Annotated in this window: 14 protein-coding genes and 2 pseudogenes; 14 read left to right on the top strand and 2 right to left on the bottom strand. The window is 61.0% G+C overall.

What is annotated here, in order from left to right; translation table 11 throughout:
* Positions 1–147: 147 nt before the first annotated feature.
* From ASD00_RS18995 to ASD00_RS40180, 4 genes and pseudogenes are all read left to right on the top strand, one after another.
* Positions 148–804, top strand: a complete 657-nt coding sequence (locus ASD00_RS18995) for an ABC transporter ATP-binding protein (RefSeq protein WP_057208297.1) — start codon at positions 148–150, stop codon at positions 802–804.
* Positions 801–3,212: an ABC transporter permease gene (locus tag ASD00_RS18990; protein WP_057208266.1), complete on the top strand. Its 2,412-nt coding sequence runs from the start codon at positions 801–803 to the stop codon at positions 3,210–3,212. The genes ASD00_RS18995 and ASD00_RS18990 overlap by 4 nt, the downstream gene beginning before the upstream one ends.
* Positions 3,202–4,275 carry a lipocalin-like domain-containing protein gene (locus ASD00_RS18985; RefSeq protein WP_057208264.1) on the top strand — a complete coding sequence of 358 codons (1,074 nt, stop codon included), beginning with the start codon at positions 3,202–3,204 and terminating at the stop codon, positions 4,273–4,275. The genes ASD00_RS18990 and ASD00_RS18985 overlap by 11 nt, the downstream gene beginning before the upstream one ends.
* Before the next feature lie 193 nt (positions 4,276–4,468).
* Positions 4,469–4,659 (top strand): annotated as a pseudogene (locus ASD00_RS40180) (DUF6494 family protein).
* Positions 4,660–4,721: 62 nt separating this feature from the next.
* Here the strand turns inward: ASD00_RS40180 and ASD00_RS18975 are convergent.
* Both ASD00_RS18975 and ASD00_RS41790 read right to left on the bottom strand, forming a co-directional pair.
* Positions 4,722–6,176, bottom strand: coding sequence for a CHAD domain-containing protein (locus ASD00_RS18975; protein ID WP_200951480.1), 1,455 nt, complete (start codon positions 6,174–6,176; stop codon positions 4,722–4,724).
* A gap of 186 nt (positions 6,177–6,362) precedes the next feature.
* Positions 6,363–6,464: pseudogene (locus ASD00_RS41790) on the bottom strand (IS110 family transposase); the annotation flags it as partial.
* 204 nt (positions 6,465–6,668) lie between these two features.
* On the opposite strand from ASD00_RS41790, the gene ASD00_RS18965 reads away from it, so the two are divergent.
* The 10 genes from ASD00_RS18965 to ASD00_RS18920 all read left to right on the top strand — a co-directional run bounded on the left by ASD00_RS18965 (position 6,669) and on the right by ASD00_RS18920 (position 17,736).
* Positions 6,669–7,388, top strand: coding sequence for an IclR family transcriptional regulator (locus tag ASD00_RS18965; protein ID WP_057208256.1), 720 nt, complete (start codon positions 6,669–6,671; stop codon positions 7,386–7,388).
* Positions 7,389–9,125, top strand: a complete 1,737-nt coding sequence (locus ASD00_RS18960) for a hypothetical protein (protein WP_057208253.1) — start codon at positions 7,389–7,391, stop codon at positions 9,123–9,125.
* Entirely contained in the window at positions 9,122–9,832 is a 711-nt protein-coding gene (locus tag ASD00_RS18955) for a hypothetical protein (RefSeq protein ID WP_057208252.1), read from the top strand. Before ASD00_RS18960 ends, ASD00_RS18955 begins: the two co-directional genes overlap by 4 nt.
* An 11-nt stretch (positions 9,833–9,843) precedes the next feature.
* Positions 9,844–10,815 carry a dipeptidase gene (locus tag ASD00_RS18950; protein WP_057208295.1) on the top strand — a complete coding sequence of 324 codons (972 nt, stop codon included), beginning with the start codon at positions 9,844–9,846 and terminating at the stop codon, positions 10,813–10,815.
* Positions 10,816–10,916: 101 nt separating this feature from the next.
* Positions 10,917–11,990, top strand: a complete 1,074-nt coding sequence (locus tag ASD00_RS18945) for an extracellular solute-binding protein (protein WP_057208250.1) — start codon at positions 10,917–10,919, stop codon at positions 11,988–11,990.
* Between the two features lie 103 nt (positions 11,991–12,093).
* On the top strand, positions 12,094–12,945 hold the full coding sequence (locus ASD00_RS18940) for an ABC transporter permease (RefSeq protein ID WP_057208248.1): 852 nt from the start codon (positions 12,094–12,096) through the stop codon (positions 12,943–12,945).
* Positions 12,942–13,772 carry an ABC transporter permease gene (locus ASD00_RS18935; RefSeq protein WP_057208246.1) on the top strand — a complete coding sequence of 277 codons (831 nt, stop codon included), beginning with the start codon at positions 12,942–12,944 and terminating at the stop codon, positions 13,770–13,772. The genes ASD00_RS18940 and ASD00_RS18935 overlap by 4 nt, the downstream gene beginning before the upstream one ends.
* Positions 13,773–13,787: 15 nt before the next feature.
* Entirely contained in the window at positions 13,788–14,837 is a 1,050-nt protein-coding gene (locus ASD00_RS18930; protein WP_057208244.1) for an ABC transporter ATP-binding protein, read from the top strand.
* 38 nt (positions 14,838–14,875) lie between these two features.
* Complete coding sequence (locus tag ASD00_RS18925; RefSeq protein WP_057208242.1) at positions 14,876–16,261, top strand: aspartate aminotransferase family protein; 1,386 nt, start codon at positions 14,876–14,878, stop codon at positions 16,259–16,261.
* Positions 16,261–17,736: an NAD-dependent succinate-semialdehyde dehydrogenase gene (locus tag ASD00_RS18920; protein WP_057208240.1), complete on the top strand. Its 1,476-nt coding sequence runs from the start codon at positions 16,261–16,263 to the stop codon at positions 17,734–17,736. Before ASD00_RS18925 ends, ASD00_RS18920 begins: the two co-directional genes overlap by 1 nt.
* Positions 17,737–17,742 lie beyond the last annotated feature (6 nt).

Here is a 17,742-nt window from a genome sequence, read left to right as displayed (position 1 = left end):
ACGAACCTCGATGCGCTATCTGCCATCCGCGATGCAGCCGAAGTGGCGAAGCTCGGCTGGGGTTTGCCCGATTCGCAAAACTCGAGGTGGCCTTTCCAAGCGGCCATGGAGCGTTACATATGTGAAATTGTCCTGATCTTGGCCACCATGGTGATCGCTCTTAGCAATCTTAGGAAATCCTATGAGACTGCCGAAGGGCGCCTTGAAGTGTTGAGAGGGGTCAATCTCGATCTCGGCCAGGGAGACAGCGTTGCCCTGACAGGGGAGTCTGGTAGCGGAAAGAGCACGCTCCTGCATCTCGTAGCCGGCCTCGACCGTCCAGACTCAGGCGAGATCGTGATCGGGGACCGAGACATCTCCAAGCTGAACGATCGGGAACGCGCCGCCTACAGGCGGACAGAAGTCGGCCTTGTATTTCAGCAGTTCAACCTTGTCCCGTCACTGGATGTGGCAGCGAACATCGCTTTCCACGCCAAGCTCGCGGGACGCCACGATCCCCTGTGGGAAAATGAACTCGTGGCCCGCCTAGGAATCGGGACATTGCTCACCAGATATCCCGAGCAGCTTTCCATCGGACAGCAGCAGCGGGTAGCGATCGGACGGACCCTTGCCGCGCGTCCCGGCTTACTCCTGGCGGATGAACCCACAGGAAACCTGGACGAGGCCAACGGAGACGCTGTTCTGGAACTGATGCTCTCGCTGTCGAAGGCAACCGGATCGACACTGCTTCTGGTGACACACTCGCAAAGGCTGGCGGATAGGCTCGACCGGCAGGTGCATTTGCGGTCCGGGAAGATGGAATGAAGATGTGGACCGCAGCCACGGCACTTCTGTCCCACTGGCGACGACGACCGCTGCAGCTCGTCGCTCTCTTGTCCGGCCTGGCGCTGGCGACGGCCTTGTGGTCCGGAGTGCAGGCGATCAACGCAGAGGCCCGCGCAAGCTACACCCGCGCCGCGGTTGTGCTCGACCAGAACGGGTTGGCCAGCCTGGTTTCTCCAAACGGCCGCCCGATTCCTCAGTCCGCCTTCGTGCGGCTCAGACGGGCGGGCTGGATCGTGTCACCAGTTTTAGAGGGAGACTTTCGGTTCGGAACCACCCGGTTAAGGGTGATCGGCATCGAGCCACTGACGATGCCCGCGGAAACCAACACCGTCGATCTTGGAAATGCCGGGGACTTGCTTTCCTTCATCACGCCTCCGGGCATGCTGGTTGTCTCTCCCGAAACAGCGGAAAAAATGCGAGGACAGACGGACCTCGCACTGCGTGTTTCGGATCGGATGCTGAACGGCACCGCCTTCACCGATATCGGCTTGGCCCAGAAGTTATTAAGAAGAGAGGGCGTACTCAGTCGGATTGTGATCGCCAAAAGCCAACGTTCCGGTCTGGATCCGCTTGAAAAGCTTGTTCCAACGCTCTCAGTTCGTCAGCCGAATGCAGAAACCGATGTCGAGCATCTTACCGAGAGCTTCCATCTCAATCTGACGGCCTTCGGTTTTCTCGCCTTCGCGGTGGGGCTGTTCATCGTGTACTCGACGATCGGTCTCGCTTTCGAGCAACGGCGGCCGACCTTCAGAACGCTTCGCTGCCTTGGAGTTTCGTTGAGTGCGCTTGCGGTTCTGCTGCTCGCCGAACTTGCCCTTTTCGCCCTCGCCGCCGGGGCAGTCGGCGTCGCGATCGGCTATCTGATCGCGTCACTGCTGCTGCCCGGAGTGGCCGCGACCCTTGAAGGACTTTACGGAGCCAGCGTGCCCGGCACGCTTTCCCTGCGTCCGGAGTGGTGGCTTTCGGGCTTTGCCATCGCAGTGGCCGGAACAATGGTTTCGTCGGCACAGAGCCTGTTGCGCTTGATGCGGGTGCCTTTGCTCGCGGCGGCCCAACCCCAGGTGTGGGGGCGGTCGTGGCAAGCGGGGCGGCGGATTCAAGTGCTGGCCGCGGCGGCTTTGCTAGCCCTCTCGGGAGCTCTTCTTCTATGGGCTGATGGACTTGAGGCGGGCTTTGGCATCCTTGGCTGTCTTCTGCTCGGGGCGTCGCTACTTCTCCCCATCGTGCTCTCCGGATTCCTCACCGTAATGCAGCGGACGTCTTCACGTGCGCTCGTCACGTGGTTCTGGGCCGACGCTCGGCAGCAGCTCCCCGGACTTTCCCTTGCGCTCATGGCATTGCTTCTTGCGCTGGCGGCAAACGTCGGCGTTGGAACCATGGTGTCGAGCTTCCGTCTCACGTTCGTCGGCTGGCTCGACCAACGTCTCGCCGCCGAACTTTACGTCGCTGCCCGGAACGAGGGCGAGGCAGACAGGCTCAGGACATGGCTCGCAACGAAGGTGGAATCGGTGTTGCCGATCTCCAGCGTAGATGCCGAGATCCGGGGGCAGCCGATGCAGATTTTCGGTGTCGTTGACGATCCGACCTACAGGAAGCACTGGCCCCTGATCGTTGGCATGCCGGACGTCTGGGATCGGGTGGCGTCCGGTCAAGGGGTGCTGGTCAACGAACAGTTCTGGAGGCGGGACCGGCTCCGTATCGGCGATGAGCTGGATCTGGCGGGGGACTGGAAGGCGGCGGTTGTCGGGGTCTATTCGGATTACGGAAACCCAAAGGGCGAGGTCATCGTCGGAATAAATGCGCTGACCTCTCGCTACCCGCAGGTCTCGCGTCTGCGCTACGGTCTGCGGATCCAGCCTGATCAGATTGCGGACCTACGATCGAGGCTCTCGGACGAATTCGGACTACCATCCGATAACGTCGTCGATCAAGCGGCACTGAAGGAACGGTCACGGCGGATCTTCGATCGCACTTTTTTGGTCACTGGCGCGTTGAACATGTTCACACTGGGGGTTGCAGCATTCGCTATGTTCTCGAGCCTCCTCACGCTTTCGGAAATGCGCCTCCCGCAGCTTGCGCCTGTGTGGGCCATGGGGGTCACAAGACGCGATCTCGCTCTTCTTGAGCTTCTGAGAACGCTGGTGCTCTGGCTGGCGACATTTATTGCCGCCTTGCCCCTCGGCCTAGCGCTGGCGTGGGTGCTTCTCGCGGTGGTAAACGTCGAAGCCTTCGGTTGGCGTCTGCCTATGTATATCTTTCCTTACGAGTGGGTTCGCCTCGGTCTCGTCGTGCTCGCCGCTGCTGTCGTTTCCGTATTTATCCCGCTTCGCCGGCTGGCCGGAGTCACGCCATCGGAACTTCTGAAGGTATTCGCCAATGAGCGTTAGATCGATTGCGATCGCTTTTGCGGCGACGACCATGGCCAGCATATCCGGGAGCCAAGCGGTCTCCGAGGGTTTTGGTGGCCTTGGCTCAGCGGCCGAAGGGTTTTCGGTGCCGCAACCCGGCCAGCTGTTGCGTTTTTCCGCCGACCACGGCCCACATCCGGACTTTCGGATAGAGTGGTGGTATCTAACGGCCAATCTTGAAGCACCCGACGGAACTCAATACGGAGCGCAGTGGACCCTTTTCCGGTCAGCGCTTGCTCCGGGTGAGGCCGGCGAGTGGTCGAGCCCACAGATCTGGATGGGTCACGCAGCCGTCACCACTTCAGAGGACCACTTCGTGGCAGAACGTATTTCACGCGGGGGAGTGGGGCAGGCTGGTGTTGTCGCGGAGCCGTTCGCGGCCTGGATCGATGACTGGCAGATGACGGGACTTGCAACCCCGGGATCGGATCAGCTGGCCGATCTCAACGTGACTGCAGCCGCAAAGGACTTCGGCTACGAACTCCGCCTGTCGGCCACCGGCCCGCTCGTGCCGCATGGCGATAACGGCTATTCGGTGAAATCAGCGAAGGGACAGGCCAGCTACTACTATTCGCAACCGTTCTACGCGGTGACCGGCTCGCTTTCGCTACCCACCGGGAGTGTAGAGGTCGCGGGGAAGGCTTGGCTTGACCGCGAGTGGTCGTCACAGCCGCTCGCGGAAGACCAGACCGGTTGGGACTGGTTCTCGCTGCATCTCGATACGGGAGAGAAGCTCATGGGCTTCCGTCTCAGAGATGAAGGAGAGGGATATACCTCCGCCACCTGGATCACCGCCGACGGGCGACCGGACCCCTTACCCGCGGGGGCTCTCCAGATCGCTCCCGTCCGGACTGCCAAGGTCGCGGGGCGTCAGATTCCAGTGGCCTGGAACATACGAATTCCCAGTCGCGGCTTTGACGTCACGACCAGGCCGTTGAACGACCAAGCATGGATGTCTACTTCCACACCGTATTGGGAAGGCCCGATTAGCTTCGGCGGCAACGTCGGTGGGAGGGGGTATCTGGAGATGACTGGGTACTAAACGCCTAGATAACCCTTCCCAAAATCCTGGGGTGAACGGAATCGAACCAAGGGCCCGGCGATCTCCTTCGTGCGACGCGCAGCCGCGCCAGCCATCCGCCCGCTTGTGCCTCGCGCTCTGCACAAGGCGGTGATTTTACCGAGGGCACTATTTGATGACGGGGAATGATTTCCGGACACAGAGGAGTTCTGCCATGAGCGAAGACGCCTTCAACAGGCGATCCGCACCTTCCTGAAGGAAGTCGGCATGACCTCGCAGAGCAAGATCGAGGAGACAGTGTGCGAAGGGCAGATCGGCGGCAAGAAACTGAAAGTCCGCATGACGCTGACGGCGGAAACTTGCCGAGATCTCGGTCAACCGGGGACGCGCGGATCGCGAGCTTGACCTCGCGGTCGGCAGCCCGGTCGAGGTCGCCCTTAAGGAAGCGGCCTGGAGCGTTGTTGGGGCTATCGCCAGAAACGTTTCGCATCCACAAGATCGACGTACGCATCTTCGGCCGCCTCAAGCAGGCCCCTCTTGTTGCCTTTCGCGATTAGGGATGCCGTTGCCGGTTCGCCGGCCAGCCCGATCCTTTCAAGAAGTTGTGAACCAGCCGCCATGTCGTTCAACGCGCCGAGTTGGTCCTGCAGCTCTCCGAGGATGGTTATGAACCGCTTATGACGTCGTCGCCCCCGTTTGCCTGGGAAAAGAAGCATGAAAAACTCGGACGCGTAGCGCAACTTCTTTGCATCCTTTCGCACCTTGTGGCGCTCTTCGTCGTCGATGACGACTATTGCCCGTCCGTCTCGCTTTATCTTCTTTCGCAGGCGCTCGAGCGCGGAGGAAGCAAAATCCACGGCCGGCACCTGCCTGAGATCCGTCGTTTCCGCGGCATCCAGCCAGGGACCGTTGGAAATCCATTCGGCAAGACCCAGCATAAATGCCCTAACCCTTTGTGAGCCCAGCGTTGCTTCCACCTCGTCATATGCGGAATCTCGCGCCTCGGTCAGGCGAATGCGCAATACCGCTAACTCCGTCTTGCCCAAGAGGACATCGATGTCTCGCGCCTGTCCGAGAACCCCGGCAAGCCAGCGCGCTTCACTCCCAAGGTGCTCGGATCGATCATCGGCGATGACGTCCTTGAATATGGAGAACGCCGATCGCAGTCTTCTCAGCGACACGCGAGCCTGGTGCAGTGCCTCGGCATCCCTGGCGGCAAGAAGGACCGCTTCGTTCAACCTGTATTGCTTGATGCAGGCCTGAGCGATCTGCTGAAAAGCGGCGGCCGTTGTGATCTGCTTATCCAGTTGGACGAGCTCCGCCTTGAACACACTGACGGCAGGTCCAAGGAGTTTGTAGCCACGCGCTGCCTTGCTCAGCACGCCGATCCGAACCGGTGCGAAGCCGTCCAGCTCCTGGGCAAGATCAAACAGAGCGGAACTGGAACCGTTCTTCAGCTCGAGTTCCAGCTCGCAGAATCGGGTTTCCCGATCGCCCACAGTAACACGCCCGATGTCCAACGCTGCTTCAATCTTGGCGTCGTCGCGCGAGAGCAACCACATTCGACGTTCGACGTGAACATCGAACCGGGCTTGCAGAGCGTCGACATCGTCTTCCAGAAGCGATCTGATTGGCGTCGAGTGATCGAGAACAGGCAGGTCACTGGAGATTGTGAACTCCCATTCAGGGCGCACGAAAAGCCCGGCTAACTTGGCGTTGTCTGCCTTGACGGTCTGCGTCCGCACTCCGTCTACCGTGCGGATCCGCAAGGAAAATCCCGCCGCGCGCAATTTGTGGTCCGGGGTGTCGAAGTAGACCGAGCGCTGGGACATGGTTTTAGGCTTGCCTGTCAAAAGTGGCGACGCCTTAATCCGCCCGAGCGCGTCGGGCGACAGCTCAAGCTTGAGTTCCGTTTCGTTCACCTTAGTCGTCCCCATGGCCGTGATGGGTCAGAACCTATGCTTCAACCATAACAAACTTATGGTCACCCGTCTGGGCCGGGCACCTGGGATACGCGGCCCCGCTCGCGTCGCAATCACAGTCCGCGAGCTGCAGCTTGGAATGTCCGACCTTTGGCGGACACACGCGGCCCTATGCATGGCCATCGCGCTGGGAAGAGAATTGCAGTGGACTGTTCTGAACCAGCCAAGCCGCATCACCTGCGCGATGCCCCGCGCGTCCTTCTTGTCGATCTTCACCGGCATCGTGGTTCGTTTGAGAGATCCTGATGCTCAGGTTTCTAAGCCAGGCATGAATTCAAACCAATAGGGCCTGGTCATTTCAGTGCGCGCGGCCGGGCGCAGATTTTTTCATCGGCCACAGGAATCCCAAGTTGACAGATATCAATCTATCGTCCAACATAAACATACACCGTCTTCTATTGTTGGACAATAGGAAAAAGAAAGAAATTTCGAATGGCAGTTCGCCCCCTTTCATCCGTGCTGAAGACACTTACTGCATTCGACTGTGTCGCGGCCGCCGCAGAGCCGATGCGCCTGGTCGACATCGCCAAGCAGCTCGGAGAAGCCCGAGGCGCTGCCCATCAGCGCCTCGTCACGCTGGTCGAGGCCGGCTGGATCGAACAGACACAGGATGGCCGCTACCGGCTGACACTGCGGGTCGTCAGCCACGCGGCCATGGCGTTGGAGCAGTCCAATCTCGGCGCACGTTTTGCGGGCGTTCTCGAGGAAATGGTGACGCAAAGCGGTGAAACGGCCTCGCTCGCAGTCCTCGATGGCAGGGATGCCGTTATCGTTCGGCGGGTGGAATCTCGTGGCGTTCTTCGCGCCGACCTCAAGGTTGGTGCGCATCTCAGGCTCGATAGGACAGCCTTCGGCCGCGTGCTCGCCTCGCACGCGCGCCCAGAAATCATTGAGCGACTGCGTGCGCAAGGCGTCAGCCTCCCGGACGATGACATGATGACGCTGGTTCGCCAGCAGGGATACGCCATTTCGGAAGTCGAAGGCCCGCGCACTGTCTCGGCGGTCGCCGCACCCATCCTAGACGCGCAGGGCGAGTGCATCGGCGCACTGGCCCTTTCGGGCCCGTTCCAAGGTTTTGATACTGAAAAATGCGCTGGGATCGTCGTTGCGGCAGCGGCGGCGAGCTCGGGGCGCATGCGAGGAGACCAATAAATGACTGCCCTTAGAAGACCTGCTCCGGCGCAGGACGCGTGCCGCATTGCGCGGCTTATGCGTTCAGCCGGCGAAATGATGGCGCCTGAGCGCTTGGCCGCCATCCAGCCGTCGCGCGTCAGCGCATCGCGCGCGCTGCTCAGCCACGCAATCCGCGGTCGCTGGCAGATCCTTTGCAAGCGCTTCGAGATCGATGAGAAGGGTAACGGGGTTGCCGAATACCGCATCGATATTGGCAGCTGGCGCTTCAGCTTCCCCGTCTTTTCTTTTGAGCCCTCGCCCCATGGTCGCACCGGTCGGATCATCGGCCGGGCCTGGGACATGATGGGCGCATTGATCGAGGGCGATCTGAGCCAGGTCGATTTCGAGACCACGCGCAATGAGCTTCCCAAACTTTACGAGGGGCGCGCCACACCCGGCACGCTCATATGGTGCCGCTCCAATCGCAGCGGTCGCTTCTTCGAGAGTGCCCGCCAGGCGTTGACAGCGGGACGGCAGCCAGACGTCGCTGAACTTGCACAGACCTGCTATCTCATGCGCAACACCGGTCTCGACGGCAACGGCACGTTTGGAACGAAGAGTTTCCTTGCCTATGAAGCGGACCACCCACTGCGCTGGTCGCTCGCTGCGCAGATGCTGTGCGCCTACATGATGCGTGTCTTCGCTCAGGACCTGTTGCAGCATCTTGTCCGCCTCGGTTCGCCGCAGGCGCCGGACATGGCCAAGGACCTTCGCCGCTTCCTCGGCGTCGGCAACGGCTCGGCACTCGGCCTGATGCTATTCGTCAACAACCACCCGCGGCTGATCGAACGCTGGCTTTTCATTCGCGAAGAGGCCATTGCGCGCGCTAAGGCTGTACTCCCCGACGACGCGGGCTCACAGATCACCAAGCTGCTGACCCTCGTCGACAAGGCAATCACCTTCCGCACGCAGGATCGTGCTGCCTACGAAAACTTCACGCGTTCCGACGTGCTTGCGGAAGAATTGCAGATCATCCGGCGCGCTGTCGCCGACCTTCTGCAACGCTGGCAGGCGGGCAACCGCTTTGAGGCCGAGCCCTTCGCAGAACTTGCGGCCTCGCTTGAGGGGCGCGTCCATGCGGAAGCCATGGAAACTCTTCATTCGCTCCTGATCGAATTGGTGCCCGACGAGGCCGATGCCCTGGTCGACGGCCTGGTCATCGACGAGGAGTTGACGGGGCGACCGGAAATGCCGGTTCACCGACTGCGCGACCTGATACGCAACGATTACGCCTGGGCCTTCAAGCTTAATCTGGAGGTTCCGGCCTCCGAGCGCTACGTCTGGTACAAGTCCGTGACCGCCGAAGAACCGCGCCGCGGCCTTGCAACGGAGGTCGGTCAGAATGTCGTCAATCTCGGCCTCGACCTGCCACGTCTCGTCGTAGCCCTTGACCGCGACCTCTCGGCGGCCGACCCGAACCTCAGCACAGCCCGCTTCCTGTTCGCCCATCCACAGCACAGGGCCATCGTCACCCGTGTCCAGGCCCTTGCCGGCACCAGCCTGCATTCGCCCCATGCAGACATCATGAGCGGCTCCTTCACGCCAGCTCATATCACCCGCCTTCTCAATGTCGGTATCCACGGCATCGACAAGACACGCGACTTCCTCGATCGCAACTTGCGTGGCGTTCTGTTCCATGGCGCGCCCATTCCCGAAGACATTGCTTCTGGGAGCGCCGACGAGTTGTGGTTTTATCCTGCGGAGCCAAACCTGTGAGCACGTGCCAGTCTAATCTTGCGACCTCCATGACTGTCAGCCTGCGCGAGATGCGCATGGTGTTTGAGCGCCTGCTCCAGGTCACGCGCATCGAAAGCGGGCTCGTTCCGGCCCTTCGCGATTGCGCAGTCTACTCGGCCGCCCTCGGCGGCTTTGCCCGCTTGCCCGCAACGCTTGAGACGATCAGCAAGGCCACCCCCAGCGCACTTTCACTCGAGGGATCGGATGACCCTGTCATTCACTGCGGCGGCCAACATGCCTGGCTTGCCGCCGATGCCGCCCTTGAGCTGGCGGTCGAGATCCTGAAGACCGGCGGCCGTGGCATCGTCACCGTGCGCAACGCTGCGGACATCGGCGAATTGCGGGTCATCGAGGCGCTGGCGCAGCGCTTCGGCTTGAAGGCAATAGTCGCTGTTGGCGCCGATCGCGCGACGATCGCCGTCACGCCCGCAACTGATGCCGATGAAATCGCCCTGCTCGACAAGATCCGCCGCGACGGGGTCGATGTCGACGCCGCGCTCTGGTGGGAACTCTACCATCGCTCCGCAGAGGCGCTCGCACCCGACTCCTATCTTTCACGCCGCCATGCCGGACCGATCATCGTTGAGGCCGACGGCAAGGTCATCGGCCGCCAGGACGAGGACGAGACGGACTTTTCGTTGCTTCTCGCTGACGCGCCCAATAGCGCCGTTTCCGCCAACCATTGAACGGAATGACCATGATTATCGATGCTCTGCAATGCGGCCATTTCAACCGCGAATCCTTCGAAGCCCTGAAACGTGGCGGCTACAGCGCCGTCACGCCGACACTTGGCTTTTGGGAGGGGACGATGGAGTCGCTCGATTCCCTTGCTCGCTGGCGCGACATGGAACGTGAAAACGCCGACATCATCCTGATTGCCCGCACAGCCGCCGATATCGAGCGCGCCGGGCGCGAGAACAAGGTTGCGATCGTGCTCGGTTATCAGAACTCCAACCTCTTCGAAGACCGCATCGCCTATGTGGAATTCTTCGCCGAGCTCGGCGTGCGTGTCGTACAGCTCACCTATAACAACCAGAACGAACTTGGCGGCTCCTGCTACGAGGAGAATGACAGCGGTCTCGCCCGATTTGGCAGGGACGTTGTACGCGAGATGAACCGCGTCGGCATGCTCGTCGATCTTTCTCATGTCGGCGACCGCACGACGCTTGACGCCATCGAATGGTCCGAAAAACCGGTCGCCATCACCCATGCCAACGCGGACTCGCTCTTTGCGCACAAGCGCAACAAGTCCGACAAGGTGATCAAGGCACTCGCGGAACGCAGAGGCGTCATCGGCTGCGTCGCCTACCGCAACATTACGCCCGAAAGTGCCTGCGCGAGCGTTGATGGTTGGTGCGAGATGGTGGCGCGAACGGTCGACATTGCCGGCATCGATCATGTCGGCATCGGTACCGACATTTCCCACAACCACAGCCAGCGCGACTACGACTGGATGCGCAAGGGCCGCTGGACACGCTCCGTCCAGTACGGCGCGGGTTCGGCTTCAACTCCCGGCGCCGTGCCGAAGCCGGAATGGCTCTTGAAGCCGGAAAACCTTCAGGACGTGGCGCCCGCACTCAAGCGCGTCGGGTTCAACCAGCAAGAGGCAAACAAGATCCTCAGAGACAACTGGCTGCGCCTCTATGGCGAGGTCTTCCGCGCCGACTGATCGATCCGGAAACGGACTCCAACAAAAGAAGGGCCGCCGCCGGCAGGCGAGCGGCCACGAGGAACAGCAATCAACGACCGTTCGACTAAGGAGAACAACGAATGGACACGTTCAAGAAAGCATCGGCAATGCCGGTCTCGCGACGCGCAGTACTCGGTGCAGGCCTATTAGGGGCCGCAATGCTCGCATTACCTTTCGTGCGCCGTGCAAGCGCTGAAGAAAATGTACTCTATGTCAACACCTGGGGCGGCGACTGGGAAGCCTCCGTCAAGAAGTTCCTCTTCGATCCCTTTACAGCCGATACCGGTATCGAGATCCGCACGGTCTCGCCGATCTCGTTTGCCAAGCTCGCAGCACAGAAGACGACTGGCGTCTTTGAGTTCGACGTCACCACGCTCGGCGTTGCAGACGTCGCTCGTGCAAATGCCGCCGGCCTCTTGGAAACGCTCGGTGACCACGTCGACACCTCGAAACTGTGGCAGGGCGCGATCTATGAAAACGGCCTGTCGACCCACGGCTTCGCCACGCAGCTGGCTTACAACAAGGCGAAGTACCCGGACGGCCTGAGGAGTTGGACCGATTTCTTCAATGTCGAAAAGTTCCCGGGAAACCGCAGTTTGCAGCGCCATGCCGCCCGCATTCTCGCCATCGCGCTCCTCGCCGATGGTGTCTCCCCCGACCAACTCTTCCCCTATGATCTCGACCGCGCCTTCGCCTCGCTTGACAAGGTCAAGGACAACGTTCGCGTCTGGTGGACGGCAGGCCCGCAGGCCCGCCAGATCCTGACCGACGGCGAGGTCGACATGGCGGGCCTCTGGGACAGCGATGCTGCCGGCGCCAAGAAGGCTTCCAAGGATCCGATCGAGATCGTTTGGGATCAGGCGATCGTCGACCAGGCGTGCTGGATCGTCGCCAAGGACAGTCCGAGGTCCGAAAACGGCTTCAAGCTGATCAGCCATATCGGCCAGAATGCCGAGGGCCTCGCGAAGTTCTGCATCGCCGACCAGAATGGCCCGATGAACCCGAAGTCGTTCGATTTCATTCCGGCTGACGTGGCCAAGACCATGCCGACCTATCCAGATCACCTCGCCCGCGCTGTCATGCTCGACGGCGCCAAGCTGACGGCCCAGATCGACGAGCTGAGCAGCCGCTTCGAGAGCTGGGTCGGTCTTTGATCCAAACCTCCCGGTTCAGCAACAAGCGGAACCGGGAGGATCTGAAAACAGGTACGGCATGAGGATCGGGTTTTCCCGATTAGGGTACTGAGGGAGCAGTGACATGAAACAGAGATCGTTTTCGCCCATTGCGGAGGGGCCGATACCGCTGATGGCCCCGGCAGCGGTTTTCCTTGCGGGGTTGTTCCTGGTACCGCTTGCCTATGTGGGCTGGATGAGCGTCTCGCAGCCCGCTCTTGGCCTGCAGAACTTCGGCCGTCTCCTGCATTCGGGCCTGTTTGCGTCCGTCATTTACCAGACCTTCAGGACCGCCTTCCTTGTCACGGCCATTGCGCTTCTCTTCGCCTATCCTCTGGCTTATGCCGCCGCGAACGGATCGAAACGCTTCGCAACCTTCCTGCTGACCGTGGTCGCTCTGTCATTCTGGACGAGTTATCTCGTGCGCACCTATGCCTGGATGGTCATCCTCGGCAACCAGGGACCGGTCACAGCACTCCTTACCTGGCTCGGTTGGGATCCGGCGCCCAAGCTGCTCTTCACCACCTTTAGTGCAACGCTTGCCATGACCCATGCGCTCATCCCTTTTATGACCATGTCGCTTTTCTCGGTCATGAAGCGCATCGATCCTCTCCATGTCCGCGCTGCCGAAAGCCTCGGTGCGAGCCCACTTCGGGCCTTCGTTGCGGTCTACCTACCGCTCTCGGCACCTGGCATCGTCAACGGCTGCACGCTTGTCTTTATCACCTGCCTCGGCTTCTATGTGATGCCTGTCCTGCTCGGCAGCCCGCGCGACCAGATGATCGCCGGTATCATCGGCGACCAGATCGAGCAGACGCTCGATTTCGGTCTCGGCTCGGCGATCTCCATCGTCTTGCTCGGCCTCACGCTTGCCGTCTACGCGCTTTACAACCGTTTCTTCGGTCTCGACCGGCTTTGGGCAGGAGGCGGCCGATGAACCCGTTCCTCCGCGCCCTTGCGCTCCTCATCGCCGTCTTCGTTGCCGCGCCGATGTTCATCGTCATTCCTATGTCGTTCAGCTCGGCAGCCTCGCTGACTTTCCCGCCGCCGGGTTATACGCTCGCGAACTACATCAATTTCTTCTCCGACCCGAACTGGACAGAGCCGCTGGTCAACAGCGTCATCATCGGCATCGGTACGGTCTTCGTGACGCTCAGCCTTGCGATCCCCGCGTCTTTTGCTCTCGTGCGGCACATTTTCCTCGGACGTGGATTGTTCAATCTCTTGATCATGCTGCCAATGATCGTGCCAACCATCGTCATGGCGCTCGGGTACTACATGTATTTCGGTCAATTGCGCCTCGTGCAGAGCTACCTGGGCGTCATCCTGGCCCATAGCTGCATCGCCATGCCCATGGCGACGTTGATCCTGACCGCAGCGCTCAAAGGATTCGACCAATCCGTCGAACGGGCCGCCATGAGCCTGGGTGCATCGCCTTTCACGACGTTCCGGCTGGTCACCTTTCCGATCTTGCGTCCCGCCTTCACGGTTGCCGGCCTCTTTGCCTTTATCGCATCCTTCGATGAAGCCGTTATCGCGCTCTTCATCTCCGGCCGCGACAAGGCAACCCTGCCGCGCCAGATGTTCAATGCCGTCCGCCAGGAGGCGGATCCGACGATCTCGGCAGCCTCTTCATTCCTTTTCCTGCTTGTTCTGGCTGGCATCTCAATCTGGCTTGCACCGCAATTCCTGCGCCGCCGGTCCGGTTTCACGCGTCAGCCGCTCGAAAACGGCGCCACCAACACCGCTCCCGCGGCATCCTGATCAAGGAGCAAAGCCATGAACGCCCGTTCCCTCACACTCCGCAGTGTCAACAAGAGCTACGACGGCAAGCATATGGCGGCCGACGACGTGTCGCTCGACATCAAGGCCGGCGAATTTGTCTCCTTCCTTGGACCCTCAGGCTCCGGCAAAACAACCACACTGATGATGATTGCCGGTTTCCAGCATCCGACGAGCGGCGAAATCCGGCTCGGCGAGCGTGCCATCGACAAACTACCGCCGCACAAGCGCAACATCGGTATGGTCTTCCAGAACTACGCGCTCTTCCCGCACATGACGATTGCCGACAACGTCGCCTTCCCCTTGCGCATGCGGGGCGTGGAGAGGGCGGAGAAGGACCGCCGGTCGCGCGAGGCGCTGGCGAAGGTCGGCCTGCAGGGTTTCGAGAAACGTGTCCCCTCCGAGCTATCCGGGGGCCAGCAACAACGCGTAGCCCTTGCACGGGCGCTCGTCTTCCAGCCAGATGTCATTCTGCTCGACGAACCGCTCGGCGCACTCGACAAGGCGCTGCGCGAGCACATGCAGGTGGAGTTGAAGCGCATCCACCGCGATCTCGGCGTCACCATGGTCTATGTCACCCACGATCAGTCCGAGGCCATGACCATGTCGGACCGGATCGCCGTTTTCAAAGGGGGACGCATCGAGCAGGTCGGCACTCCGAACGAGATCTATTTCGCGCCGAAGAGCCGCTTCGTCGCCTCCTTCATCGGCGACAGCAACATCATTGCCGCCACTTCGCTTGGCGGTGGCCGTTTCGAGACGCCAGTCGGCGTCGTCGACACGAAGGCTGCAGGTGGCGACCGAAACACCAAGGCCGAGCTGCTGCTGCGTCCGGAAATGATCCGTCTCGCTGTCCGGGCGGAGGCTGGGCGCCAGGCGATGAAGATCGACAGCACCATCAACTACGGCGACAACCTTCTGGTCGTCGGCAAGCTCGGCACCCAAGCGATCCGCATGCGCGTGCCCGGCGTCGATGCACGAAGACTCGACGGCGCCTCGGAGTGCCACGTCACCTGGCGTAGCGAAGACGTGCACGTCATCGCCTGACAATCGCCAAGCAATTCAAGCATACCCTGGAGCTTGCCATGAACGACCGCCCCAATTCCCTCCACGCCCTGGACCGGCAAAACCTCGTCCATCCCTACACCAACCTTGCGGTTCACCAGGAGGTGGGGCCGCATCTAATCACTGGCGGCGAAGGGATCTACGTGATCGATGATGAAGGCAAGCGCTACATCGAAGGTCTCGCGGGCCTCTTCTGCGCCGGTCTCGGTTTCAGTGAGCAGCGACTGGTGGAAGCGGCGACGCGGCAATTGAAGACGATGCCATTTTACCATTCCTTCGCCCACAAATCGACGGAACCGGGCATCCGTCTCGCCGAGAAGCTGCTTGAAATGGCCCCAGTTGCGATGTCGAAGGTCTTCTTCGCCGGCTCCGGCTCCGAGGCAAACGACACGGCGATCAAGCTTGTCTGGTACTATAACAATGCGGTCGGACGACCTGAGAAGAAGAAGATCATTTCGCGCCGCAAGGCTTACCATGGCGTAACGGTCGCCACCGCCAGCCTCACGGGCCTGCCGTTCAATCATCGCGATTTCGATCTGCCGATCGCCAATATCCTGCACACTGACTGCCCGCACTACTGGCGGTTTGCCGAACCCGGCGAGAGCGAGGAGGACTTTGCGACCCGGCTAGTCGGCAACCTTGAGGCAATGATACTTGAAGAGGGCCCGCAAACGGTGGCGGCGTTCTTTGCCGAACCGGTCATGGTGTCTGGGGGAGTGATCACACCGCCGAAGACCTATTTCGAAAAGCTCCAGGCGGTCCTGAAGAAGTACGATATCCTTCTGGTCGCAGACGAAGTCATTTGCGGTTTCGGGCGTACCGGCAACATGTTCGGGTCAGAAACCTACGGACTGAACCCGGACATGATCAGTTGCGCAAAACAGCTTTCGGCCGCCTACATGCCGATCTCTGCGCTGATGATCAACGCGAAGATCGCGGACGTCCTCGTCGACCAGAGCCGCAAGATCGGCACCTTTTCGCACGGCTTCACCTATGGCGGTCATCCAGTCGCGGCCGCCGTCGCGCTGGAGGCACTGACGATTTACCAGGAAACCGACATAGTCTCCCACGTCCGCGCCGTCAGCTCGCGCTTCCAGCAGGGCATTCGCAAGCTTGGCGAACACCCGCTGATCGGTGAGGCCCGCGGTGTTGGTCTTGTGGCCGGCCTCGAATTCGTCAAGGACAAGGGAACGAAGGAGAACTTTCCGCCCGCCTGGCAGGTCGCCAACCATGCCGGCAAGTTCGCAACCGAGCGCGGCGTCCTTACTCGCGGTCTTGGCGACATGGTGAGCCTATGCCCGGCCATGATCATCTCTAAGATGCAGATCGACGATCTCATGACCCGCATGCAGCTGGCCCTCGACGACACGCTTTCGTGGGCGCGCAGCCAAGGCTACATCGCGTGATGCCGCAGATCGCCATCTCCAACCGTCCGCCACATTGTTATGAACGGCTCGGCATGCTGATCGACGGCCGCTGGATCTATGAGACCGAGCGGCGGGACGCGGTCATCGAACCTGCCAGCGGTACGCTCATCGGCCATTTGCCCCATGCTACTGACGTCGATCTCGCGGCGGCCGTCGCCTCCGCGCAGCGTGCATTCGATAGCTGGAAAGACCGCTCGCCGCTTGACCGCGGACAGGTTCTGCGCCGCTTCGCCGAACTCGCCCGCAAGCATGTCGAAGACATCGGCCGAAGCATGGTGATGGACCAGGGAAAACCGCTTGCAGAAGCAATCGGAGAGATTCGATTCGCGGCCGACCATGCCGATTGGCACGCGGAGGAGGCGCGACGCATTTACGGTCGCCTTGTCCCTTCGCGCGATCCGCGTGTGCAACAGGTGGTCACCCGCGAGCCCGTCGGCGTCTGCATTGCCTTTACCCCCTGGAACTTCCCTTTCAGCCAGGCGCTACGCAAGGTCGTGGCGGCCCTGGCTAGCGGCTGCACGATCATCCTGAAAGGCCCGGCGGAATCGCCCTCCTCCACGGTCGCGATCGGCCGGCTCATGCAGGAGGCGGGACTGCCGGACGGTTGCCTCAACATTGTCTGGGGATCGTCTTCGCATATTTCCGAGACGCTGCTGGCGGCCCCTGAGGTGAAGAAGATTTCGTTTACGGGCTCTGTCGAGGTCGGCAAGCTGCTCGCTTCGCTCGCCGGCCGGCACATGAAGCGGTCGACGATGGAGCTTGGCGGCCACGCTCCCGTAATCGTCTTCGACGACGCCGACATTGAAGCTTCTGCCGACGCGCTTGCCGTCCAAAAGGTCCGCAATGCCGGACAGGTCTGCGTCTCGCCGACCCGCTTCTACGTTCAGGCAACAGCGTATGACCGTTTCCTTGCACGCTTCGCCGACAAGGTGGCCGCAACGAAGGTTGGCAATGGCTTTGACGAAGGGGTGCAGATGGGACCGCTCTGCCACGCCCGCCGGGTGACGGCCATGGAAGGCTTCGTACAGGATGCTCGCGACCGGGGGGCCGAGATCGTGACCGGCGGCAGTCGCATCGGCAATACCGGCTTCTTCTATGCACCAACGGTCGTCGCCGGCGGCTGTGAGGCTCTGCAACTGATGAACGAGGAGCCCTTCGGTCCAATTGCGATCGTCACACCGTTTTCTGGTTTTGAAGACGTGATCCGCCGCGCCAACAGCCTTTCTTTTGGCCTGGCTTCGTACGTGTTCACCGCTTCGAGCAGTCGAGCCCGGCACACAGCGCAAGCGCTTGCCGCCGGGATGGTCAGCATCAATCACTTCGGTCTGGCGTTACCCGAAACGCCTTTCGGTGGCATCAACGACAGCGGCTATGGTAGCGAAGGCGGAGTTGAAACCTTCGACGGCTATCTCAACACGAAGTTCGTGACCCGCTTCGAAGCGCGACCCGAATGAGGAGCC

This window comes from Ensifer sp. Root31 (assembly GCF_001424825.1).
In the GTDB taxonomy this organism is placed as follows: Bacteria; Pseudomonadota; Alphaproteobacteria; order Rhizobiales; family Rhizobiaceae; genus Ensifer; species Ensifer canadensis.
The sequence above is the reverse complement of the archived record's forward strand: the minus strand, read 5'-3'. Positions and strand labels throughout refer to the sequence as shown.